We start from the raw sequence: 24852 nt of genomic DNA, 5'->3' as shown, positions 1-24852 counted from the left end.
TTGCTTTAAATTAAATGTGGATGTAAAGATTTTCGGCTATTTTTTTTGAGATAAAAAACTGCTCTCCCTGCACCTGAATGACCATTGATCCATCAAAAAACTCTTTACCAAGCACTTTAATTTTTGAACCTATCGCTATGCTACGCTTGTCTAAAAACTGAAGAAAGTCTGGACTTGTCTCACGCACACCTACTAGCTGACCTTGGTTTCCTTTCTTAAGTTCGGCGAGTAGTTTCTTTTCTGCACTTTTGATATTTCCGTTTTTATCTGGAATAGGATCACCGTGCGGATCGTAATCTGGATAATCTAAAAACTTATCGAGCCTGTTTATGAGCTCTTGTGATTTTATGTGCTCCAGTTGCTCTGCTATATCGTGCACCTCGTCCCATTGAAAATCGAGCGTTTCTAAAAGAAAAACTTCCCAAATACGATGTTTTCTCACGACACCTAGCGCCGCTTTTCTTCCTTTTTCTGTAAGTGTGGTGCCCTTATATTTCACATAATTTACCAGACCTTTATCTGCAAGCTTCTTTACCATATCTGTAACAGAAGATGGCTTGGTCTCCATCTCTCCTGCTATGGCATTAGTGCTCACCCCGTGCTTTGCAATCGCCTCAAGATGGTAGATTGCTTTTAAATAATTTTCTTCTGACTTGCTATACATAACTTATTGATGTCACCAAAGATACAGATTTTTACAATCGCAACAATAATTTTTTAGATAAGACTAACTTTTTATATAGCTTTGCAGAAAAAAGAAAAACTATGCATAGAATACTTTTATGTCTATTGCTTTTTGCTACTCAATTTACCACTGCTCAAACCACCATTAAAGGTGAAGTTTCTGACCCTAAGGGCCCATTACCCTTTGTAAACGTATACCTCGCAAATACAACTCTAGGTGCATCTTCAAATAATGATGGTAGCTTTGAGATTTTAAATGTGCCAGACGGAACTTATACCCTTATTGCCTCTTTTACAGGTTATGAATCTGTAAAGAAAAACATCACTGTAAACGGTGGTACTATTACCGCAAATTTCTTTCTAAAACAAAACACATCTCTCGAGGAAGTCGTAATTTCTGGAACCCTCAAACCTGTGGTGCGTAAAGAAAGCCCCGTGCCGGTAGAGGTGTACTCTCAAGCATTTTTAAAAAAGAATCCTGTTCCCTCGGTTTTTGAGGCGTTGCAAAATGTGAATGGCGTGCGCCCGCAGCTCAACTGTAGTGTGTGTAATACAGGCGACATACATATTAATGGTCTTGAAGGACCATACACGCTTGTACTCATAGACGGGATGCCTATTGTAAGTGGCCTTTCTACTGTATATGGTCTTTCTGGGATTCCTACTTCACTTATAGAACGTGTGGAAGTTGTAAAAGGACCAGCCTCATCGCTCTATGGAAGCGAGGCAGTAGGAGGATTAATAAATGTGATTACAAAAATACCCGAACAAGCACCACGCTTTTTTATAGAAAACCAACTTACAAGTTGGGGAGAAAACAACTTAGACATAGGCGCTTCTTTTAAGGCTGGAAAAGCAAACAGTCTAGTGGGTGTAAACTATTACAACTATAGCAATCCCATAGATAACAACAACGACAACTTTACAGATGTAACGCTGCAGGGCCGTATTTCGGTGTTTAATAAGTGGAGTTTTGATCGTAAGGATGATAAAGTCTTTGATCTTGCTGGACGGTTTTTTTATGAAGACAGATGGGGTGGAGAAATACAGTGGACACCCGCTTTTCGCGGAGGCGATGAAATATATGGAGAGAGCATTTACACACGTCGTTTTGAAATTTTAGGAAATTACCAACTACCCACTACCGAAGATTTCTTACTACGCTTTTCATACACAGACCACGATCAAAATAGCGTGTATGGCAACGAAGCATACATCGCACAGCAACGCATAGGTTTTACCCAGCTCACCTGGAACAAAAAAATAAATAAGCACGACCTACTGCTCGCAGGTGGTGTACGTTATAACTATTATGATGACAATACCACAGCAACCTTTAATGCAGGAGCAAATGCCGAAGAAGAGGTGGTGATTCCTTCATTTTTAATACAAGATGAGATTAAGTTTACAGATAAAAACACTCTTTTACTGGGTGCGCGTTATGATTATGACTCACGACACGGCAGCATATTTACCCCGCGCCTAGCCTACCGACATAAATTTAATGAAGACAATATTTTAAGAATCAATGCTGGTACAGGTTTTAGAATTGTAAGCCTCTTTGCCGAAGATCACGCCGCGCTTACAGGTGCAAGAGATGTCATTATCACAGAAGAGCTAGACCCAGAGCAATCGTATAATGTCAATCTCAACTACTTAAAGAAAATTTATAATCGCAATGCCATCTTAACGCTAGATGCTTCTACTTGGTTTACACATTTTACAAATCAAATACTCCCAGATTATGACACAAACCCAAACCAGATTATATACAGCAACCTTAATGGCTACTCACAAACTTACGGTGCTAGTATTAATCTAGACGCCACACTCACAAACGGTATAAAAGGAAGTCTAGGAGTTACATATCAAGACGTATCACAAACCGAAGACGGCGTGCGTGAGCGTCAAATTCTTACAGAGAGTTATAGTGCTAACTGGTCACTAAGCTATAAAATAGAAAACCTTAATCTCAATATAGATTATACAGGTAGCCTATACGGCCCTATGCGATTACCCATACTGGGAGAACTAGACCCTAGAGAAGAATACAGCCCCACCTGGAGTACACAAAATATACAGCTCACCTATGACGGCATTACAAACCTAGAACTCTATGGCGGAGTCAAAAACTTGTTGAACTACACTCCTAACCGCAATAACCCTTTTATCATCGCCAGAGCAGACGATCCTTTTGATGAAAATGTAGTCTTTGATAATCAAGGGCAAGTAGTACCTACGGCAGATAACCCAAATGCACTCACCTTTGACCCCAACTATATATTTGCTCCTAACCAAGGAATACGAGGCTTCTTTGGGATACGCTACACCTTAAACTAAAGTGTTAATCCTCATTAATTTAACACCTATGGATATAAACTTGTGTACTTTTCTCAAAAATTGAGAAGATGAAGAAGAAAATCATACGTGCCATTGCCCCATTACAATCTTGGGATATTTTTTCTGAAGGTCTTGCTCAAAACAGTATAAAAGCGAGAAAAAAAGCCGAACGAGAGCAACTTGCCATTTTCAAGAAAAAATATAAGTGGACGATTGATGTTACCGCAATAACAGATTGCGACTACACCACCATAGTTGTTACAGATCACACACAGCGCATACAGTGGGTAAATGCAGGCTTTAGCGATATGACAGGTTACCCTAAGAGTTATGCCATAGGGAAGCACCCTCGCTTTTTACAAGGCGCAAAAACTTCACTACAAGTACGTGAAGAGATTAAAACACACCTCAACAAAGGAACAGTTGTAGAACGACAACTCCTCAATTATAAAAAAGATGGCACACCGTACCTGTGTGATATCAAAATTATACCGCTACACAATTCAAAAAGTGAGATCACTCATTTTATGGCGCTAGAGAAACCTGCTAGAGTAGCCTAATATTTCTTTCTATTAAATATTGAGTCCTCCTTTTTTTGACTCATTAGTACAGCACACTTTTTTAAACTACTTGCACTCCACGTAAATTGTAGGTGGATATTTTTCGCTTTCGCGAAAGCGTAAAAAACCATAAAATGCTCTATATAAAGGAAATCCGTAAAGGATGTGCGTAAGAAATTTCTATCTTACCGCTGCTTAAAATTGAAAACGTGACCTAATGAAACTAAAAATTTTCATACTTGCATTACTTGTATCTAGTCAAGTATTCTGCCAAGAACGAAAACTTATAATAGTTGACAGTTTATCAAAAAAGCCTCTTGCATTTGCTCACATTTTTACGGGTAACAATAATGAAGGTCTTACTAGCAATGCAACTGGAGAAGTAATTTTAAAACAAGGATATAAGAAGGAAGTAATTACAATAACACATCTAGGCTACCACACAAAAACCTTAAAAAAAGAAGTATATAATGATACTATCTTTCTAAAAGAAAAGAACACAAACCTAACAGAGGTTATAGTACAGAATAAAAAAGTGCAAACCTTAGGATATACAAATCTTAAGAAAACTCATTATATCACAACCTATGGTGAAAATATTATTCTAGCACAACACATCCCCAATAAAACAGGCGCTGCGCATACCCTTAAATCGCTTCATTATAAAATACGCGCAAAGAAAAAAGATAGCCTTTTAGTAAGAGCCCACATTTATAGCGTTGACCCCATAACTAAAAAGCCTAACAAAGAGTTATTGTCAAAATCAATTATCTATCCCGTACGTAGAAAAAAAGGCACACTTAGTATAGATATTCAAGATCAATACATAGAGATGCCTAGCGAAGGACTGTTTATAGGCTTAGAATGGCTAGGAGAAAATAATGATGCTGCATACGGATTTACAGCCGGCAACGACTCATCTATAAATGCATTTGTAACGCTTGCCAAGCTCAAAAATAAAATCTGGTTGCAATCACAAGTAAGTGGTTCTTACCTCAGAGCATCTTTTGGCGTAGAGGTTTATTAATTAAGGCACCAGCTCCTTCACCCTTTCATACACAAGATCACCTTCCCATCCTCTGTAGGAGAGATAGTCTGCAAGTTTTTTGCGCTTGCGGTATTTATCGGTTTCTGAGGAGAGTTGTTCATAACGCTTTCGCGAAAGCGTATTAAAAACCCTATCATACTCCTCGTCTTCTATCTCAAGTAAGGCTGTTTTGAGATTATAAGCGCTTATGCCGCGTTGTTTTAACTCACGGGTGATACGTACCCTTCCCCAGCTTTTATGACGAAATTTACCCCTTGCAAAGGCTTTTGCAAATCGCTCCTCATTTAAAAAGTTGTGCTCAAGTAGGTGACCTATCACTACATCTATAGCTTCTGGTATCATACGCATATCTCTAAGCTTTTGTGCCACCTCTTTATGACAGCGGTCTTGATAAGCACAGTAGGCTTCTAGCTTGCGTTTTGCCTCTTCTACAGTATATGTTTTTACGGGTTGTCGCACTGGGCAAATGTACTTGTTTTACCGCGATATCATTTTTACAACAGCGCATAAAAAAACCCCATCCTCTATTGAGAATGGGGTTTTTACTAGTTTACAATCTTGATTTCCTTGCCAGAAGCGTCTGTAAAGTTATACTCGAGATACGTGTATGCATCTCGTGGCATTACCTTTACCCACTTTTTGTGTTCTAAAAACCATTTAGAACGTATAGAAGGAAAGCCTTTTGTTAAATAGGCTGCAACAAAGGGGTGCGCGTGTAGCGTTACCTTTTTTGCACCAGATTTTAAAATACGGTTGAGTTGTCCTTGAAGCTTCTCTACTATTACAATAGGTGCTTCTATCTCATTAGTTCCGCCGTTCGGGTTTTCCTCACGGGTCTTAATGTTCATCTCTGGACGTACTCGCTGCCTAGTGATCTGGATAAGTCCAAATTTACTAGGAGGTAATATTTTGTGTTTTGCGCGGTCTTCTTTCATCTCGTCTTTGAGGTGATTGAATAATTTGCGACGATTTTCAGCCTTTGCCATATCGATAAAATCGACTACAATGATACCTCCCATATCACGGAGGCTAAGCTGTCTTGCTACTTCTGAGGCAGCAATCATATTTACCTCGAGTGCAGTGTCTTCTTGACTCTTGGCCTTGTTTGATCTGTTACCACTGTTTACGTCTACGACGTGTAGGGCTTCTGTGTGTTCGATCACGAGATAAGCACCACGGCTCATTGATACTGTTTGTCCAAAAGAGGTTTTAATTTGTCTTTCGATTCCAAATTTCTCAAAAATAGGCACTTGGCTATTGTATAATTTTACAATGCTCTCTTTATGAGGAGCGATCTCGCTTAGGTATTCTTTAATTTGATAATAAAGTGTCTCATCATCAACAGTGATGCTCGTAAAGCTATCGTTAAATATATCCCGCAGGATAGACGATGCCCTATTCATCTCACCTAGTACTTTACTAGGGTGGTGAGCACCTTTAATTTTTTTGCTCATAGTGGTCCATTTGTCCACTAGATTTTGCAGGTCCTTATCTAGTTCTGCAACTTTTACACCTTGTGCAACAGTGCGCACAATCACGCCAAACCCTTTGGGTCTGATACTTGTTACCAGTCTTTTAAGACGTGCCTTTTCTTCTTTGCTCTCAATCTTTTGTGAGATAGAGATGCGGTCTGAAAATGGCACGAGAACAATATAACGACCAGCTATAGACAACTCGCTACTTATGCGAGGCCCCTTAGTCGAGATAGGTTCTTTTGCGATCTGTACAAGTACACTTTGTTTAGACTTAAGAACATCGGCTATTTTGCCATTTTTGTCTATGTCTTTTTCAAAGGTGAAGTTTTGTAAGGAATAGTCTTTTAATTTACCTGTGCTTATACTTTTGATGTACTTAAGTAAGGTAGGCAGTTTTGGGCCCAAATCGTGGTAATGCAAAAATGCATCTTTCTCGTAACCTACATTTACAAATGCAGCATTGAGACCAGATACGGCCTTTCTCACGTTTGCGATATAAATATCACCTACGTTAAACTTATTTTCATCTTCATCTTTATGAAGTTCTATAAGTTTTCCATCTTTTAGTAAGGCAAAATCAACTACGGAGGAACTAGATCTTATGATCAATTCTTTATTCACGTTGTAGTAATTTTTATCCCAATATAAATCGGGATGGTTGATACTTTTAATTTATCACAGGTGTATAGTGTATGTGTTTACATACTGTGTGTAATAAATACCGTTGCAATAATGACGTATCTTAGGTAAAAGATAGTGCTGTTATTGCGATGTCAAAGAACGCGTTATTGCACCCTTAGGGTGTAATAAAAGAAAAAGTAGTCTTAAGACTACTTTTTCTTTTTGTGGCGATTTGCTCTACGTCTTTTCTTACGTTTGTGAGTCGCTACCTTGTGTCTTTTTCTTTTTTTACCGCTTGGCATAAAAATGATAGTTTAAAATATTACTTATTAGTCTACACTAACGTTCGTTTTTACACCTTCTACAAATACTTTAGCAGGCTTGAACGCTGGAATATTATGTGCTGGAATCTTGATAGTTGTATTTTTTGAAATGTTTCTACCAGTCTTCTCGGCTCTAGTTTTGATTATAAAGCTACCGAATCCTCTTAAGTACACGTTATCTCCTCCTTCTAATGAAGTTTTTACTTCCTCCATAAAAGATTCAATAGTCGCTTGTACGTCATTCTTTTCGATACCCAGTTTCTCAGAAACTTTCGCTACGATATCAGCTTTAGTCATAATGTCAAATATATTAGGGGGTTAAAATTCAAGATTGCAAATATAGGAATTAAAATATCAAAGAATCAAACATAATCTTTTAAAAAATAGACACATAACATCTAGCTTTGTATAAAACCCTATTTTATATTGTCTTTTTCTAACAAACTCATTACTTGGTATTTAGAACACAAGCGTGATATGCCTTGGCGCAATACCACCCATCCTTACCACATCTGGCTCTCAGAAATTATTCTTCAGCAAACGCGCGTAGCGCAAGGATTACCGTATTATATTGCCTTTACAGAGGCCTTTCCTACAGTGCAAGATCTTGCTCAAGCTACAGAAGAAGAAGTTCTTAAATTATGGCAAGGTCTAGGCTACTATTCTCGTGGTCGTAACCTACACGCAAGTGCAAAAATGATTGTAGAAGAGATGGACGGAGTTTTTCCTAACACCTATGAGGAGATTAAAAAACTTAAAGGTGTGGGAGATTATACCGCCAGTGCCATTGCAAGCATATGCTTTAATGAGCCTACTGCCGTGGTAGATGGCAATGTGTATAGAGTGCTATCTAGAGTATACGGTATAGACACTCCTATAAATAGCACAGCCGGCATAAAAGAGTTTAAAGCACTGGCGCAGGAGCTTATTGATGAAAACCGCCCTGCAGATTTTAACCAGGCTATAATGGAGTTTGGGGCGATACAATGCAAACCTCAAAACCCTTACTGCTTGCACTGTATATATAATCACAGCTGTGTGGCGCTACAACAAAATAAAGTATCTGAGCTTCCCGTAAAGCTCAAGAAGACAAAGGTGAAACACAAATATTTCCACTACCTATATATTAAAGACAAGCAAGAGCAAACTATCATAAAGCAACGCACAGGCAAAGGCATCTGGCAGGGACTGTATGAGTTTCCCGTTATAGAAGAACTTGCGGCGCTGCAAGAGGGAGAAGGAGACCGCTTTCGCGAAAGCGTAAAAAATCACCCCTTACTACAAGATCTGGTTATAAATGATATTGATAGATATAATAACACCCCTATTGTACACAAACTGTCACACCAGCATCTACACACCACATTCTGGATAGTAACGGTAGATGAAATTACTGATAATGCCACACCTATAAATAGGATTACCGAACTACCCGTACCCGTGCTGATAGGGAATTTTATAGAGAAGTTACTCTAGTACGGTTCTAAGCTCTTTTCTATACTCTGAAGGATTTTGACCCACAAAGGCCTTAAATTTTTTATTAAAGTGAGAGAAATTATTAAATCCACTGGCAAAACATACCTCTGTGATACTAAGGGGCTGCTCTGCAAGTAACTTTGAAGCGTGTACGAGGCGGTACTCGTTTACAAATTGCGTAAAGGTCTTATGAGTAATCTTTTTAAAGAAACGACAAAAACTCGGGATGGTAAGGTTAGTAAGATCTGCCATATCTTCTAGTGGTATTTCTTCTTTAAAATGAGTTTTTACATAATTAAAGACTAGGTTAATACGGTCGTTATCTTTTACATCAGACATTAATGAGAATCCATCTGCATTGAGAATTCTGTACTCCTCAGTATGTGCAAGATCATTAAGAATATTGAGTTGTGACACCAGGCGTTCAAAATCTGTTTGATTTTCCATTGCTTCCATCATCGCTCCTACTCTGGCCTTTGTCTCGCCAGAAAATACAATCCCACGATTTGCAACGTGCAATAATCTTTTAATACTGGCCATCTCTGGGATATTAAAGAAGTCTGCTCCTAAAAAATCGGGTTTCATATGTATGACGGTCTCACAGCTGTTACCCGTATCCTCATTTGTAAAACCACAGTGAGGTAAATTGCTCCCTACTATTATAAGTGTTCCCCAAGTGTAATAAGAGACGTTACTCCCTACCTGCCTTCTCCCTGTACCTCCGTTTACAAAAACGAGCTCTATCTCGGGATGATAATGCCAGACATTATTAACGTTTGTAGTGCGCTCATCAAACTTCTGATATGCAAACGAGGTTCCAAAATCTGGAGAAATAGACTCAAAAGTAGGTTTTTGCAAAATCATAGTAGAGCTGCTTTACGAGGCAAAATTAAATAGGTTTAAATCCTTACATCACTAGAGATTTACCTCAATTATGTGCTAAATTAACATTTTAAGATTTATTAACACATTACTGTGTTAATTACACACATATATTTGAAAATATGCGTGTAGTAGAAACTTATAATCGACCGTATGTTTGCAGTGTAAAAAATTAGAAATCAATCTTTTAAATTGAAATATTATGAAAAATGCAATCAAATTACTAGCAGCCTTTGCGATTTTAGTAACAAGCATTCAAGTTAATGCTACAGGATTAAACAATCCTCCTAAGACATCTGCAGAGAGCTTAGTTTTAAAAACAGACGGAGAGGTCGTGTATCTTAACCTACTTAACCTTGACCAAAGCCCAATAAACGTAGTAGTACGTGACGCAATGGGACGCATTGTTTTTACAGAAACTATTGAAGAGACAAAAACGGTACACAAGGCTTTTAACTTTACAAAAGCTTTCAAAGGTACGTATTATGTAAAAGTAAAAGACGGTGACAAGAGTTACACCAAAGAGGTGGTTATCGGATAAACAAGACTAGTTTATTTTGTGTAAAAATTAGTATGCTTAGTTTAATCCCTAAAAGGTGGTTCTTTTAGGGATTTTTTATGTCTTATTGTGAGGTATCACTGTTAGTTAAGGAGATTATAACTCTATATCCTTTATGAAATACAAGTGTGTTTTGGTAAACTTTCGCGAAAGCATAACAGCCTTGCATCGCAATATTTATTACATTTGATACTATGGCAGGAACAGTAAATAAAGTGATCCTTATAGGACACACCGGAGATGACGTAAAGATGAATTACTTTGAAGGAGGTAATTGTATAGGAAGATTTCCTCTAGCGACTAACGAGGAGTATGTAAACCGTACCACGGGAGAGCGCGTGAGTAATACTGAGTGGCACAATATTGTTGTGCGTAATAAAGCTGCCGAAATCTGTGAGAAATATCTGAAAAAAGGTGACAAAGTATATGTAGAAGGTCGCCTTAAAACTCGTAAGTGGACAGATGATAAAGGTATGGACCGCTACTCTACAGAGATACAGTGTCAAGAGTTTACCTTCTTAACACCTAAAGGCGAGAGTCAAGGACAAGGGCAGCAAGCCCAGCAACCTAGACAAGCTGCTCAACCAGCACAGCCTAAAGCGCAACCTTATAATACAAATCAACCTTCTCAACCTGCGCAACCTACTACAGACACCAGTGATGTAGATGATTTGCCATTTTAAGTTAATTTAAATTTTTGAACCTTTGGATCCCGATCCCGAACCCTTACTTATACTTTTACTCGCCCTTGACACCTCAAGTATTTTGAGTCTCGTGGCGCTTGTTATACTGCTCACGTGCTCTGCGCTTATAAGTGGTGCAGAGGTAGCTTTTTTTTCTTTATCACCTAGTGACTTACTAGAAACCGAAGAGCTCGTTGCAGATCGCAAGATGATGGTGGTAAAAAAATTACTCACCAAACCAAAAAAATTACTAGCAACTATACTTGTGGCAAATAATGCTATAAATATTGCTATTGTTCTCCTATTTGCCAGCCTGGGTGAAGTCATATTTGCAAATATTACAGCAGAGATTCTTACCATCCCTGTGCGCTTCTTATTAGAAGTGGTCCTTATCACGTTTTTGATATTACTTTTTGGAGAGATTTTACCTAAGGTATATGCAAACAGAAATAATAAGAAATTTGCAGCACTAATGGCATACCCGCTGCGTTTTTTAGATATGATCTTCACACCATTAAGCAGTCCTATGCGACTCGCGACGATATGGATACAAAACAAGCTAGGTGAACAAAAATCTAGTTTTAATGTAGATCAATTATCACAGGCACTAGAACTTACTAGTGAAGAAGACACAACAAAGGAGGAACAAAAAATTTTAAAAGGCATTGTATCCTTTGGTAATACAGATACAAAACAGGTAATGCGACCACGTATGGATGTCTTTGCCCTTAATAAGGATGACGATTACCAAAAAGTACTTAAAGAGATTACAGAAAATGGTTTCTCCCGTATCCCCGTGTTTTCTGAGAGTGTAGATACTATAATAGGTATTCTCTATGTAAAAGATTTACTACCACATCTTACTAAAAAAGACTTTGACTGGACAAAACTTATACGCGAGCCCTACTTTGTGCCAGAAAATAAAAAGCTAGATGATTTACTCTCAGAGTTTAAAGAAAAGAAAAACCACCTAGCCATCGTAGTAGATGAGTATGGTGGTACTAGTGGCATTATCTCTCTAGAAGATATTATAGAAGAGATTGTGGGAGACATCTCAGACGAGTTTGATGATGAAAATATTATCTATTCTAAACTTGATGATTATAACTGGATCTTTGATGGGAAGACATCGCTCAAGGATTTTTATCGCATCATAAAACTAGAAGACACCACTACCTTTGAAAACAAGAAAGGTGAGGCCGAAACCATCGCTGGCTTTGTACTAGAAGTATCTGGCGGTTTTCCTCGTAAAAATGAGGTAATAAAATATGACACCTATGCGTTTACTGTGGAGGCTATAGATAAAAAGCGCATCAAGCAAATTAAATTTACCATTACATCTTGAAAAACACAGCAGCCATACTCATCTTAATCATTGTAAGCATATCATTTATTTCTTGTGGAGGCGACACCTTGCCTAAACCTAAAAGCCAGCTTAGTTTATCATACCCTGCGCCTAGCTACAAGGCTACTGCTAGCGAATGTGATTATAACTTTGACCTCAACAAGCTAGGAATTGTACGCTACAAAGATGACTGCTCTGCAGTAATAGATTACCCAACCATAAACGGCAGCATCTTTTTAACCTACCGAAGGGTAAATGAAAACATAAATGCGTTACTTAATGATGCCCAAAAACTCACGTATGAGCACGTGCGTAAAGCAGATAATATTATAGAAGAAAAGTATGTAAACGAGACTCAAAACGCCTACGGGATGTTTTATGATATAAAAGGAGATGCAGCCTCACAGTCTCAATTTTATATTACAGATAGTACAAATCACTTTCTTACAGGTTCTATTTATTTTAATGCAAGGCCTAATTATGATAGTATCTATCCTGCTGCCATATATCTCAAAAATGACATACGCCACCTTATGGAAAGTATAGAATGGCGTAAATAATATCGCCCTACTTTACCTCACAAACCTTTTAGATTTTTACCTTAAAAACGCCGACCTTTGCATTCTTAAATCAAAGCAATGCCAAACAAGTCTTTAAAATGGATATACCTCTTTGTTTTATCCATTATCTGGGGTAGTTCTTTTATCCTTATTAAAAAAGGGCTTGTAGGTCTAGACCCATTGCAACTAGGGGCTTTACGTATTTTATTTTCGGCAACGGTGTTATTGCTCTTTGGGTGGAAAAGTCTCAAAAAGATTAAGAAATCAGACTGGAAATGGATAGGCATTACCGGTATACTAGGCACAGGGCTGCCCGTATTTTTATTTGCCTTTGCAGAGACAGAGATAGATAGTGCTGTGGTAGGTATTTTAAACTCTAGCGTACCCTTACTGGCATTTATTTTTGGGATACTACTCTTTGGTGCTCAATTTATACAACGGCAGTTTATAGGTGTACTTTTAGGGCTTGTGGGTGCTGGGGCTCTTATTTATATAGGCGCTCAAATTAATGAAGGTCAAAATTATTGGTATGCCTCGCTGGTCATTATAGCAGCCTCCTTTTATGCACTTAATGTAAATATTATAAAAAGACACCTACAAGAAGTGCCTGCCATCGCTATTGCGGCTGGTAACTTTGTCTTTCTCATTATACCTGCGGCAATTATACTCGCTATTTCTGGTTTTTTTGATTTACCCGTTACTACAGATGCTACGCTACAGCAGTCTATAGGGTACATCGTGATCCTCTCTATATTTGGCACCGCACTAGCAAAAGTGATGTTTAACAAACTTGTGCAAATGAGCAATCCCGTCTTTGCTTCTTCTGTTACCTACTTGATGCCTATTATATCTGTAATGTGGGGACTGCTAGATGGCGAGGCCTTTACAATGCTTCAGTTTATTGCCACCCTTATCATTCTTGTAGGCGTTTATATAGGTAATAGCGCCAGAAAAAAAGCATAAGCGCTGTAAAAACAACTTTTACTATGTAGGTTCACGCTTTCGCGAAAGCGTAAAAAAAAGAAAAGCGGTCTACCGAAGTAAACCGCCTTTCACCAACTAAACTGTCGTTTTTCTAGCCTAATGGTGGCTGTCCATTCATAATCTCTTCACTTGCATATGCTTCAAACTGCTTGAAGTTTTCTTTAAAAGATCTTGCAAGCTTGTTTGCCGTTTCATAATAACCTTTGTCATTATTCCACGTTGCGCGTGGGCTCAATACTTCTGTAGGCACTCCTGGACACGTACGTGGTTGTGCTAGTCCAAAAACTGAGTGTATGTGATAGTCATCGTGCGTGGTTTCTTGTGGTAACTTCCCTTCCATCGCAGCTTTAATCATTGCGCGCGTGTACTTTAACTTCATACGTGATCCTACTCCGTAAGGTCCGCCGGTCCATCCTGTATTGATAAGCCATACATTTACTCCAGCTTCTGTCATTTTCTTACTAAGCATCTCTGCATATTTTGTAGGGTGAAGCGGCATAAATGGCGCTCCAAAACACGCTGAAAATGATGGTACAGGCTCGTTTACTCCTGCTTCTGTACCAGCAACCTTTGCAGTATACCCACTTATAAAGTGGTATGCGGCTTGACCTGGTGTAAGCTTAGAGATAGGAGGTAGTACTCCAAAAGCATCTGCCGTAAGGAAGAAGATGTTTTTTGGGTTTTTACCTAGTGATGGTACCTGTATGTTCTCAATGTGATCTATAGGGTAACTTACACGTGTGTTTTGTGTGATAGATGTATCTTCAAAAGCTACATTACCTTGCTCATCTAGTATGACATTCTCTAGAATGGCTCCTGGCTTTATAGCATTGTAGATATCTGGTTCATTTTCGGCAGAGAGGTTAATCACTTTTGCATAACAGCCACCCTCAAAGTTAAAGATGGTGTTATCTTTAGTCCACCCGTGCTCATCATCACCTATAAGCTTGCGCTCAGGATCTGCAGAGAGTGTGGTTTTACCTGTTCCAGAAAGTCCAAAAAAGATAGCGGTCTCACCGTTATCACCTACGTTTGCACTACAGTGCATAGGTAATGTCTCTTTCTCTACAGGAAGTATAAAGTTAAGCGCAGAGAAGATTCCTTTCTTAATCTCACCTGTGTAACCTGTACCCCCTATAATGATGGTTTTTTCTGTAAAAGATAATATCGCAAAGTTGCTCTGGCGTGTACCATCTACAGCTGGATCTGCTAGAAAGCCCGGTGCGTTTAAAATCGTCCACTCTGGGTCAAATCCTTTAAGCTCCTCTTCTGTAGGTCTAAGAAACATATTATATGCAAACATATTAGACCAAGGGTACTCGTTTACAACGCGTATGTTGAGTTTGTAATCTTTATCTGCACACGCATAACTATCACGCACGTAGATTTCTTTTTCTGAGAGATAGTTTGCAACTTTTGTTTTAAGTTTTGCAAACGCCTCTTCTTCAAAGGGGAGGTTTATATCTCCCCACCAGACTTTACCTTCTGTTTTTGCGTCCCTTACGATAAAACGATCCATAGGAGATCTACCTGTAAACTTACCTGTGTTTACAGCGAGAGCGCCAGATGATGCGGTTTTACCCATATCATTTTCTACAGCAATTTGATGTAGTTTTTCGGGAGAAAGTTGGTAGTTGATTTTGGCATTTTTTATGCCAATTTTTTCTAATGAGAGTGTCTTCGATGCTAAGCTATCTGCGACCATACCAATGAGTTTTGTGTTGTTTTATGACACAAAAGTAAGAAGTCTAATCTAGGTACTATAACGTTTTCGCTGTTTTATTTAGATTTTATGAATTGTACTAGGAGTATTACCCAGCTCACAATGAGCAAAGTACCTCCTAGAGGGGTGATAAGAGCAATTTTTGTGAAGTTAAAACTGGTCAAATCATTAGTAGCAAGCCCATAAATAGAGCCAGAAAAGAATAGTATACCTATAACCGTAAGTATGAGAAGTATCCTCTTTGACTTTTCGCTTAAAGCGAAAACAGATATGAGCAATAGCAACAAGGCGTGATACATCTGGTATTTTACACCTGTCTCAAATGTAGAAAGTGCATCTGCATCAAGAACTTTTTCTAGCCCGTGAGCCCCAAAGGCACCAATAACTACAGCCGTTAATCCAAATATCGCACCTGCTATACGTAACTTTTTATCCATAATCTTACTATTATATGCCTTGCAAAAGTGTACATTTAAACCTGCATAAATCAAACACAAAACTACAAAATACACCATCAATGCGAAAGATTCTAGTCATAGGAGCCGGTAAATCTACTAGCCAACTCGTAAACTATTTACTCAATAAATCTGCAGCAGAAGATTTGCACATTACCGTAGGTGACATCTCTCTTGAAAATGCTCAAAAGCTTATAAATAATCACGATAATGGGACAGCTATCTCACTAGATGTTTTTGACAAAACACAACGAGAGCAAGCCATACAAGAAGCAACCATCGTTATCTCAATGCTACCCGCACGTTTTCACATAGAGGTGGCAAAAGACTGTGTGACTTTTAATAAGTCTATGGTGACCGCATCTTATATTTCAAAAGAAATGGAAGCCCTAGATACCGCTGTTAAGGAAAAAGGACTTGTGTTTATGAATGAGATAGGGCTCGACCCAGGTATAGACCATATGAGTGCTATGCAGGTGCTAGATCGCATACGAGATAAAGGCGGTAAGGTGATACTTTTTGAATCTTTTACGGGTGGACTTGTTGCGCCAGAGAGTGATACAAACCTCTGGAATTATAAATTTACTTGGAACCCTCGCAATGTGGTACTTGCCGGTCAAGGCGGTGCGGCAGAGTTTATACAAGAAGGTACTTATAAATACATCCCTTACCAAAGACTCTTTAGACGTACAGAATTTTTAGAAATAGAAGGCCACGGAAGATTTGAAGGATACGCAAACCGCAACTCCCTTAAGTATCGTTCTATATATGGCCTGGATGATATACCTACGCTTTACCGAGGTACCATACGTCGAGTAGGCTTCTCACGTGCCTGGCAATTATTTGTGTTACTAGGTATGACAGATGATAGTTATACGCTACAAGACACAGAGACAATGAGCTATCGTGATTATACAAATCTCTTCTTACCCTACTCACCTACAGACTCTGTAGAGCTCAAACTACGTCACTACCTTAAAATTGATCAAGATGACTTGCTCTGGGATAAATTACTAGAACTAGACCTTTTTAATCCTTCAAAAAAATTAGGACTTACAAACGCCACTCCAGCTCAAGCACTACAACGCATACTAGAAGACAAGTGGACACTCGCTCCAGAAGATAAAGATATGATTGTGATGTATCATAAATTTGGCTACGAGCTCAATGGTACTCGCAAGCAAATAGATGCGACTATGGTAAACATAGGAGAAGATCAAGTAGAAACTGCAATGGCAAGAACCGTAGGACTCCCAGTGGCAATGGCCACACTACGCATACTTAATGGTGAGATTACCACACCTGGCGTTCAGTTACCTATTAATCGTGAGGTGTATGAACCTATTCTCAAAGAGCTAGAAGAGTATGGCATCACCTTTAAAGAGTATGAGGTAGACTACCTAGGGTACAACCCAGATAATGTAGGGGGATAGTTTTACGCTTTCGCGAAAGCGTCACAAAAAACACGCAACTCAATTACACATTACCAGTTATTACGTATCTTTCTCTTTCAATTCACAATCACAAGCGATGAAAATAGTTAAAGACGAACTAGTTATAGACGGTATAGATAAAATTATCTTGCGCCAGCTTATGGAAGATGCTCGTAAACCTATACTTGAGATTGCTCGTAAAGTGGGTATCTCTGGTGCTGCCATACACCAGCGTTTACGTAAGCTAGAAAAATCTGGACTCATTGCCGGTTCAAAATTTATTATAGACCCAAAAGTACTGGGTTATCGCACACAGGCTTTTATAGGTGTTTATCTAGAGCGTGCGGCTAATAACGCAAGAGCAGTAAGACAGCTTAAGGATATACCAGAGGTAATAGAGTGTCACTATACTACAGGTAACTGGTCTGTTTTGATTAAGATTCTTTGTAAAAACAATGAGGATCTTATGAACCTACTTAACAAGAAAATACAAGCCATAGACGGGGTTTCCCGTACAGAAACCTTTATCTCCCTAGACCAGCAAATAGACAGACAGATAAAAATATAAACTAGAGCTTATATATACTTCATAAAAAAAGCCTCTCAAAAATGAGAGGCTTTACTTTTTATAAAAAAGAAACTATAAATTATAGCCCTGGGTATGTGCCAGATAGTATCTCAATACCATCTATTACCCATCCTACAACAAAGAAACCTGCTGTAAGGATAAATAAAATGTTCCACCCTATAGGGCTTCCTAGGTACCATCTGTGTCCTGCAAAACCTCCTAAAAATAACCATAGAAGTATAGCTATAAGCTGGCGGTCTGCCTCTACTGCAGCAGGAGATGTAAGCACCTCTGCGGTGTCATCTTCTGTGAGGGTTACACCTTCTACAGCTGCAACAGCTGTTCTCTGTACTGGAAATCCAGCATAGGTATTTGTAACTGAAAGCAGTACAAACGCAAATAATAATGTAATTTTGAGTCTCATAATTTGGATGTGAATTGATTATCTATGAATAAATGTACTCAAAATAATTTTATGACTTTAAAAGTTACATTACTTTTTATTTTATCGTTTTCTAGCTTTACAGTTTTTAGTCAACTCGATGATTATGAGTACACAGGAGTCATTAAGCTTAATGACTCTGCCTTTATATCATACAAGCTAGCCTTTGAAGAGTTAGATGGGAAGATACAAGGTTACTCGATGTCTGACCTAGGTGGTAAGCACGAGACTAAGTCTAATATAAAAGGTACTTATGACAGTGATAAAAAAGAATTCTCATTTGCAGAGTATGATATTGTGTACACAAAATCTCCGCTAGGAGAAATTGATATGTGTTTGGTTAATTTTTCTACTAGAATGCGCAATCTAGAAAAAAACAAAGCATTTAGCGGTGATTTTAAAGGGCTGTATCCAGACAAAACAGCTTGCCTAGACGGGATGCTCATAATGGCCGCATCAGAAAGAGTACAAGAGCGTATTGCAAAACTAGACGAAAGAATACAAAAGTCTAAAAAGGTAAGTCAAGAAGTAAAGGATAAAATTTCTGCAAAGCGATCTGTAGACACACTTACTATGAGCGTGGTAAGAAAAGACGAAAACCTCAACATATTTGCAAAGAGTAAGGAGTTAACAATTTCCATTTACGACTCTGGAAAAGTAGATAATGACCGTATTAATCTATACGTAGACGACAAGCTTATACTAGAGAACTACGCTATCACTCGAGAGAAGAAAAACATACCCGTAACTATTACAAATAAAACCGCTGTCGTGCGTGTAGAGGCTGTAAATGAAGGAACCTCATCTCCTAACACCGTAAAGGTTGAGGTGCAAGACGGGCCAAGTCTTATAACCACAAGGACAAGCCTCAAAACTGGTGAAAAAGCAGAGCTTACACTTGTAAAGCAATAAGCACACTTCCAAAATTAATAAAGCCCTTATGTTATAAAACATAAGGGCTTTAGACTTTAAAAGAGGTATGTGTTTTTACTGCACGCTTATCTCTATACCTGTCATATTTCCGCTTGTTACAAATAGCAACTCATCTGGCACGGCTACGTTTTCAAGATCTCCAGTAAATGAACCAAAAACAAAATTAAGGTCTAGGTCAAAACTGTTAAGGTTTATTGCACCTACAGTTTCTAGATTTGTTTTATAAGTTACCCCTCCTGTTTCAAATTGTATAGAAGCTGGTAATGTTTCACTTGCTGTGTTATATGATTGTTCCATCACTAAGGGCGCATCTGGATTTGAAGAGCCTACTGTGAGGGTAAATGTCTCACTTCCTATGTCGTTTGTAGCGGTTACTACAAAGAGTCTCCCATCATTACTTAATACTGCATTCGGGGTGTCTGAGATAAATGTAGCTCCACCTACCGAGGCTCTAAATTTTACACTAGGCGCTTCTGCTGGTCCTTCATCATCACCGCAGCTTGTTATGAAGCCAAATGTTAGTAATAGTACCGCAATCTTTAAAAATCTTAAATTCATTATATGTTTTTTGAGTGAACAGCAAAAGTAATCAGTTTCAAATAAATCTACGACAATAAAAAACCCACGCTATAAACGTGGGTTTTTCTATTTCATATTTTCGCGAAAGCGAAAAAATTCTTCTGTCTATACGACTCGCTCTTAGTATCTGTAGTACTCAGGCTTAAATGGCCCTTCTACTGTCACACCGATGTAATCTGCTTGATCTTTAGAAAGTGTTTCTAGCTCTGCTCCTAGTCTTGATAAGTGCAATGCTGCTACTTTTTCATCTAGGTGTTTAGGAAGCATATAAACTTCATTATTGTACTTCTCGCTATTGTTCCAAAGCTCGATTTGTGCTAGTGTCTGATTTGTAAATGAGTTACTCATTACAAAACTAGGGTGACCAGTTGCACAACCTAAGTTTACAAGACGACCTTCTGCAAGAACGATGATATCTTTACCATCTATCGTGTACTTATCTACTTGAGGTTTGATTTCATCCTTTGTAGCGCCGTGGTTACCGTTTAACCAAGCCATATCGATCTCATTATCAAAGTGACCTATGTTACAAACGATTACTTTATCACGCATTGCCTCAAAGTGCTCACCACGTATGATGTCTTTGTTTCCTGTAGTTGTGATAACGATATCTGCATTACCTACTACGTTTTCTAGTTTCTTAACTTCAAAACCGTCCATTGCTGCTTGAAGTGCACAGATAGGATCGATTTCTGTTACTGTAACGATAGATCCAGCTCCTTTAAAAGATGCTGCTGTTCCTTTACCTACATCTCCGTATCCACATACTACTACACGCTTTCCAGCAAGCATAGTATCTGTAGCACGACGTATAGCATCTACCGCACTCTCACGACATCCGTATTTGTTATCAAACTTAGACTTAGTTACAGAATCGTTTACGTTTATAGCTGGCATAGGTAACGTTCCATTCTTTACACGCTCGTAAAGACGGTGTACACCCGTTGTAGTTTCTTCAGAAAGTCCTTTTATGTCTCCTGCTAGTTCTGGGTAACGGTCAAGTACCATATTTGTAAGATCACCACCGTCATCAAGAATCATATTAAGTGGCTTACGATCTTCTCCAAAGAAAAGTGTTTGTTCGATACACCAGTCAAATTCTTCTTCATTCATTCCTTTCCAAGCATATACTGGAATACCAGCATCTGCAATTGCTGCAGCTGCTTGATCTTGCGTAGAGAAGATGTTACAAGAAGACCAAGTTACCTCTGCTCCTAGCGCTTTTAATGTTTCAATCAATACAGCTGTCTGTATTGTCATATGCAGACATCCTGCGATACGAGCACCTTTAAGCGGCTGCTCATCTCCATACTCCTCACGTAAAGACATAAGCCCAGGCATCTCTGCCTCTGCTAGTTCTATCTCTTTACGTCCCCAAGCTGCAAGGGAAATATCTTTTACTTTGTACGGTACGTACGGTACTGTCTTATTGCTCATTTTCTTATCTTTATCTTAAATTCATAGACCCGTTAAGGCGGTGCAAATTTACGCAATAACTTAGACACTCTAATGCCTCTTTACAAAACGATAACAGTTTCCCCTACTACAAAAGTATATATCTGGAAGATTGAGGAAAGTCTAGAAACGCTTAAATCTACCCTACCCTTAGGCGAAGGACAAACCCATATCCTTACACCGCATTGCCAAAAAAGACTTGACTGTATGAAGTCTGACCTGCACCAGCGTGGCTTTATGAGCATACGCCACCTACTCGCAGAGGCAGGTTATACAGATTTTGACCTATATTACTCTCCATCTGGCAAGCCTCACCTGCACGATGGCAAGCACATCTCAATAACACATAGCTACACATTTACCGCTATTATTATAAGTGACAACCCAGTAGGAATAGATATAGAGAAGCAGCGCGATAAGATTTTACGCATCGCTCATAAGTTTACACCTATTGAGGAGTATTACACCCTTACCAGCTCTGAGGCTCGCATACGTAAACTCACCTATGTATGGGGAGCAAAAGAATCGCTATATAAACTATATAATCAAGAGGGGTTGAGTTTCTTAAAACATATAGACGTGCAAGACTTTGAGCTAGATGCCTCACAAACTACAGCAAGAGTGGTGTACAATGGAGCATCTTCAACCTATGCAATTTATCTTATGGAGTTTGAAGGTTTTACCTGCGTGTACGGTTTATAAAGTCTATTTATTAATTACTCAAAGGTGTTGTAGCAACTCTCACAGCAAGCACTTATTAATCCACATAATTAATTGTAAATTTGCCCCCTTAAATAGGGATAAGTACGCTTTCGCGAAAGCGCATATATAATACACTTACAATGAAATATCACTTTAACGAGATAGAGGCCAAATGGCAAAAATACTGGGCAGATAAAGGCACCTTTAACGCCTCAAACAGCAGTGACAAGCCTAAATATTATGTGCTAGATATGTTTCCTTATCCATCTGGAGCAGGACTGCACGTGGGGCACCCGCTAGGGTATATTGCCAGTGATGTGTACGCGCGTTACAAGCGCCTTAAAGGCTTTAATGTATTGCACCCGCAGGGATATGATTCTTTTGGACTTCCAGCAGAGCAATATGCAATACAAACAGGACAGCACCCTGCCGTAACTACAAAGGTTAATATAGAAGGCGGTGTAGATAACCAAGGTAATGAGATTGCAGGGTATCGTAACCAGCTTGATAAAATAGGATTCTCTTTTGACTGGAGTCGCGAGGTACGCACCTCAAATCCTGAGTATTACAAATGGACACAGTGGATTTTTACAGAGCTATTTAACTCGTGGTACAATAACGACACAAATAAAGCAGAAGGTATAGAGACTCTAGTTTCCGCTTTCGCGAAAGAAGGAAATGGAAATATAAACGCTGCTTGTGATGATAACATTGAGCCATTTACCGCAGCACAATGGAATGACTTTTCTGAAAACGAAAAACAAGCCATACTCCTACAATACCGCCTCACCTACCTCGCCGAAACAGAAGTAAACTGGTGTCCAGCACTAGGTACTGTACTGGCAAATGATGAGATTGTAAACGGCGTTTCAGAACGTGGAGGGCATACCGTAGTGCGCAAGAAAATGACACAGTGGTCTATGCGCATCTCTGCCTATGCAGAGCGTTTACTACAAGGGCTTGACAGCTTAGACTGGAGTGAGTCTATAAAAGAAACACAACGCAACTGGATAGGTAAATCTGTAGGAGCTACTGTATCTTTTAACTTAAAAGATCACGACAAAAAGATAGAAGTATTTACCACACGCCCTGACACTATTTTTGGTGTAAGTTTTATGACACTTGCTCCAGAGCTAGATCTTGTACAAGAGATTACTACTCCAGAGCAAAAAGAAGAAGTAGATGCATACATCGCCTCTACCGCAAAGCGTTCTGAGCGCGAGCGTATGGCAGATGTAAAAACAATCACGGGAGCATTTACAGGAGCCTATGCAGAGCACCCATTTACAAAAGAGCCTATACCTATCTGGATAGGTGACTATGTACTTGCCGGTTATGGTACAGGTGCGGTAATGGCAGTACCTTGTGGTGACCAGCGTGATTATGACTTTGCAAAGCATTTTAATATCCCTATCCCTAATGTTTTTGAAGGGGTAGATATTTCTGAAGAGGCCTTTGCAGACAAGGCAGCTACCGTTATTGCAAATTCTGATTTCTTAAACGGATTAAAGTATAAGAAAGCAGTAAAACTTGCCATCTATGAGTTAGAAAAAATAGGTGCAGGTTCTGGTAAAACAAATTACAGATTACGTGATGCGGTTTTTAGCCGCCAGCGTTATTGGGGAGAACCTTTCCCAGTATATTACAAAGACGGGATGCCACATATGATTGATGTGGAACACTTACCACTGGAGCTACCAGAAATAGAAAAATACCTCCCTACAGAAGATGGAGAACCGCCACTAGGCCGTGCAGATGTATGGGCGTGGGATACTAAGGCTAACAAAGTTGTGTCAAACGACCTTGTGCGTTCGAGCGCAGTCGAGAACTCCGAGGATAATGGAATTTACCCATTAGAATTAAACACAATGCCTGGCTGGGCAGGTAGTAGCTGGTACTTCTTTAGATATATGGAAAAAGCACAGCGTGATGCTGTCTTTGCCTCAAAAGAAGCGATGGACTACTGGGGTAATGTAGATTTATACATAGGAGGATCTGAGCACGGTACCGGTCACTTATTATACTCTCGTTTTTGGGTAAAATTTTTAAAAGATAGAGGACACGTATCTGTAGATGAGCCTTTCCAAAAGATGATTAACCAAGGGATGATCTTGGGGACGAGTGCTTTTGTTTACAGAGAGGAGAATAGCAATACATTCTTGTCACTAGGATTAAGTAAAGACAAGCAGGTACAACCTATACACGCTCCAGTAGCATTTGTAAATGCATCTGATGAGCTAGATGTAGAAGCTTTCAAAAAATGGAGGCCAGAATTTAAAGATGCAGAGTTTATCCTTGAAGATGGCGTTTACAAAGTAGGCCGCGAGGTTGAAAAAATGTCTAAGTCTAAGTACAATGTCGTAAATCCAGATGAGATTTGCGAGCAGTATGGAGCAGACACTTTACGTATGTACGAGATGTTTTTAGGGCCGCTTGAGCAAGCAAAACCTTGGAATACGGCAGGTATTACAGGCGTACATAACTTCTTAAAGAAATTCTGGAAGTTATACCATAATGGCGCAGAGGCTGCTTTTAATGTAACCGATACACCAGCAAGTAAAGACAACTTAAAGACGCTACATAAAACCATAAAAAAGGTAGAAGAGGATATTGAGAATTTCTCTTTTAACACCTCTGTATCTACATTTATGATTGCGGCAAATGAGCTAAGTGCTCAAAAATGTACTTCGCGTGAAGTTCTTGAGCCACTTGCTATTCTTATTGCACCTTATGCACCCCACATTGCAGAGGAGCTATGGAGTAAGCTGGGTCACACCGAAAGCATTTCTGAAGCTAGCTTCCCGGTTTTTGAAGAAAAGCACCTTGTAGAAAGTGCAAAAAACTATCCTATCTCTTTTAATGGTAAAATGAAATTCACCCTTGAGCTACCATTAGATATGAGTAAGGATGAGATAGAAAAAACCGTGATGGCACACGAAAAAACACAAATGTATCTTGATGGCCGCACACCAAAAAAGGTGATTGTTGTGCCTGGTAAGATTGTAAACATCGTGGGTTAACA

At 39.0% G+C, this 24852-nt stretch carries 24 protein-coding genes; 14 read left to right on the top strand and 10 right to left on the bottom strand.

The window, feature by feature from the left end; genetic code table 11:
- Positions 1-10 precede the first annotated feature (10 nt).
- Entirely contained in the window at positions 11-664 is a 654-nt protein-coding gene (locus tag MED134_RS10260; RefSeq protein WP_038598613.1) for a metal-dependent transcriptional regulator, read from the bottom strand.
- Positions 665-765: 101 nt separating this feature from the next.
- On the opposite strand from MED134_RS10260, the gene MED134_RS10255 reads away from it, so the two are divergent.
- The 3 genes from MED134_RS10255 to MED134_RS10245 all read left to right on the top strand — a co-directional run bounded on the left by MED134_RS10255 (position 766) and on the right by MED134_RS10245 (position 4611).
- Positions 766-3024 (top strand): TonB-dependent receptor, encoded by a 2259-nt coding sequence (locus tag MED134_RS10255; RefSeq protein WP_038598610.1) that lies wholly within the window; start codon positions 766-768, stop codon positions 3022-3024.
- Between the two features lie 68 nt (positions 3025-3092).
- Positions 3093-3584, top strand: coding sequence for a PAS domain-containing protein (locus MED134_RS10250; RefSeq protein ID WP_038598607.1), 492 nt, complete (start codon positions 3093-3095; stop codon positions 3582-3584).
- A gap of 217 nt (positions 3585-3801) precedes the next feature.
- Positions 3802-4611 (top strand): carboxypeptidase-like regulatory domain-containing protein, encoded by an 810-nt coding sequence (locus MED134_RS10245; protein ID WP_038598603.1) that lies wholly within the window; start codon positions 3802-3804, stop codon positions 4609-4611.
- On the opposite strand, the gene MED134_RS10240 is transcribed toward MED134_RS10245, so the two are convergent.
- The 3 genes from MED134_RS10240 to MED134_RS10230 all read right to left on the bottom strand — a co-directional run bounded on the left by MED134_RS10240 (position 4612) and on the right by MED134_RS10230 (position 7348).
- Positions 4612-5091, bottom strand: coding sequence for a regulatory protein RecX (locus tag MED134_RS10240; RefSeq protein ID WP_038598600.1), 480 nt, complete (start codon positions 5089-5091; stop codon positions 4612-4614).
- 86 nt (positions 5092-5177) lie between these two features.
- The gene (locus tag MED134_RS10235; RefSeq protein WP_038598597.1) at positions 5178-6728 is read right to left on the bottom strand and encodes a ribonuclease E/G; all 1551 of its coding nucleotides are present in this window, start codon (positions 6726-6728) and stop codon (positions 5178-5180) included.
- A gap of 329 nt (positions 6729-7057) precedes the next feature.
- Entirely contained in the window at positions 7058-7348 is a 291-nt protein-coding gene (locus tag MED134_RS10230; RefSeq protein WP_013750876.1) for an HU family DNA-binding protein, read from the bottom strand.
- A gap of 129 nt (positions 7349-7477) precedes the next feature.
- On the opposite strand from MED134_RS10230, the gene mutY reads away from it, so the two are divergent.
- Positions 7478-8527, top strand: coding sequence for an A/G-specific adenine glycosylase (gene mutY, locus MED134_RS10225; protein ID WP_038598594.1), 1050 nt, complete (start codon positions 7478-7480; stop codon positions 8525-8527).
- Here mutY and MED134_RS10220 read toward each other — a convergent pair.
- Positions 8519-9391: an AraC family transcriptional regulator gene (locus MED134_RS10220; protein ID WP_038598592.1), complete on the bottom strand. Its 873-nt coding sequence runs from the start codon at positions 9389-9391 to the stop codon at positions 8519-8521. The genes mutY and MED134_RS10220 overlap by 9 nt on opposite strands.
- A gap of 220 nt (positions 9392-9611) precedes the next feature.
- Here MED134_RS10220 and MED134_RS10215 point away from each other — a divergent pair, with 220 nt between their 5' ends.
- From MED134_RS10215 to MED134_RS10195, 5 genes are all read left to right on the top strand, one after another.
- Complete coding sequence (locus tag MED134_RS10215; RefSeq protein ID WP_052084217.1) at positions 9612-9950, top strand: T9SS type A sorting domain-containing protein; 339 nt, start codon at positions 9612-9614, stop codon at positions 9948-9950.
- A 212-nt stretch (positions 9951-10162) separates the two neighbouring features.
- Entirely contained in the window at positions 10163-10651 is a 489-nt protein-coding gene (locus tag MED134_RS10210; protein ID WP_038598589.1) for a single-stranded DNA-binding protein, read from the top strand.
- 22 nt (positions 10652-10673) lie between these two features.
- Entirely contained in the window at positions 10674-11996 is a 1323-nt protein-coding gene (locus MED134_RS10205; RefSeq protein ID WP_038598586.1) for a gliding motility-associated protein GldE, read from the top strand.
- On the top strand, positions 11993-12556 hold the full coding sequence (gldD, locus tag MED134_RS10200) for a gliding motility lipoprotein GldD (RefSeq protein WP_038598584.1): 564 nt from the start codon (positions 11993-11995) through the stop codon (positions 12554-12556). The genes MED134_RS10205 and gldD overlap by 4 nt, the downstream gene beginning before the upstream one ends.
- A gap of 78 nt (positions 12557-12634) precedes the next feature.
- Positions 12635-13519 carry a DMT family transporter gene (locus MED134_RS10195; RefSeq protein WP_038598581.1) on the top strand — a complete coding sequence of 295 codons (885 nt, stop codon included), beginning with the start codon at positions 12635-12637 and terminating at the stop codon, positions 13517-13519.
- A 112-nt stretch (positions 13520-13631) separates the two neighbouring features.
- On the opposite strand, the gene pckA is transcribed toward MED134_RS10195, so the two are convergent.
- Together pckA and MED134_RS10185 are read right to left on the bottom strand one after the other, a co-directional pair.
- Complete coding sequence (gene pckA, locus MED134_RS10190; RefSeq protein WP_038598578.1) at positions 13632-15245, bottom strand: phosphoenolpyruvate carboxykinase (ATP); 1614 nt, start codon at positions 15243-15245, stop codon at positions 13632-13634.
- A gap of 74 nt (positions 15246-15319) precedes the next feature.
- Positions 15320-15700, bottom strand: coding sequence for a DUF423 domain-containing protein (locus MED134_RS10185; RefSeq protein ID WP_038601163.1), 381 nt, complete (start codon positions 15698-15700; stop codon positions 15320-15322).
- 80 nt (positions 15701-15780) lie between these two features.
- Between MED134_RS10185 and MED134_RS10180 the strand changes: the two genes are divergently transcribed.
- Positions 15781-17151, top strand: coding sequence for a saccharopine dehydrogenase family protein (locus MED134_RS10180; RefSeq protein WP_038598575.1), 1371 nt, complete (start codon positions 15781-15783; stop codon positions 17149-17151).
- A gap of 97 nt (positions 17152-17248) precedes the next feature.
- Positions 17249-17719, top strand: coding sequence for an Lrp/AsnC ligand binding domain-containing protein (locus MED134_RS10175; RefSeq protein WP_035326699.1), 471 nt, complete (start codon positions 17249-17251; stop codon positions 17717-17719).
- Between the two features lie 79 nt (positions 17720-17798).
- Here MED134_RS10175 and MED134_RS10170 read toward each other — a convergent pair whose 3' ends face one another.
- Positions 17799-18143 carry a TM2 domain-containing protein gene (locus MED134_RS10170; RefSeq protein WP_038598571.1) on the bottom strand — a complete coding sequence of 115 codons (345 nt, stop codon included), beginning with the start codon at positions 18141-18143 and terminating at the stop codon, positions 17799-17801.
- A gap of 51 nt (positions 18144-18194) precedes the next feature.
- On the opposite strand from MED134_RS10170, the gene MED134_RS10165 reads away from it, so the two are divergent.
- Positions 18195-19073, top strand: coding sequence for a hypothetical protein (locus MED134_RS10165; protein ID WP_038598568.1), 879 nt, complete (start codon positions 18195-18197; stop codon positions 19071-19073).
- Positions 19074-19148: 75 nt separating this feature from the next.
- Here MED134_RS10165 and MED134_RS10160 read toward each other — a convergent pair whose 3' ends face one another.
- Together MED134_RS10160 and ahcY are read right to left on the bottom strand one after the other, a co-directional pair.
- The gene (locus MED134_RS10160; protein WP_038598566.1) at positions 19149-19652 is read right to left on the bottom strand and encodes a DUF6252 family protein; all 504 of its coding nucleotides are present in this window, start codon (positions 19650-19652) and stop codon (positions 19149-19151) included.
- A 141-nt stretch (positions 19653-19793) separates the two neighbouring features.
- The gene (ahcY, locus tag MED134_RS10155; RefSeq protein WP_038598563.1) at positions 19794-21110 is read right to left on the bottom strand and encodes an adenosylhomocysteinase; all 1317 of its coding nucleotides are present in this window, start codon (positions 21108-21110) and stop codon (positions 19794-19796) included.
- A gap of 72 nt (positions 21111-21182) precedes the next feature.
- Between ahcY and MED134_RS10150 the strand changes: the two genes are divergently transcribed.
- On the top strand, positions 21183-21830 hold the full coding sequence (locus MED134_RS10150) for a 4'-phosphopantetheinyl transferase family protein (protein ID WP_038598560.1): 648 nt from the start codon (positions 21183-21185) through the stop codon (positions 21828-21830).
- Between the two features lie 140 nt (positions 21831-21970).
- Positions 21971-24850, top strand: coding sequence for a leucine--tRNA ligase (leuS, locus tag MED134_RS10145; protein ID WP_038598557.1), 2880 nt, complete (start codon positions 21971-21973; stop codon positions 24848-24850).
- Positions 24851-24852: the final 2 nt, after the last annotated feature.

Source organism: Dokdonia sp. MED134, from assembly GCF_000152925.2.
In the GTDB taxonomy this organism is placed as follows: Bacteria; Bacteroidota; Bacteroidia; order Flavobacteriales; family Flavobacteriaceae; genus Dokdonia.
The sequence above is the reverse complement of the archived record's forward strand: the minus strand, read 5'-3'. Positions and strand labels throughout refer to the sequence as shown.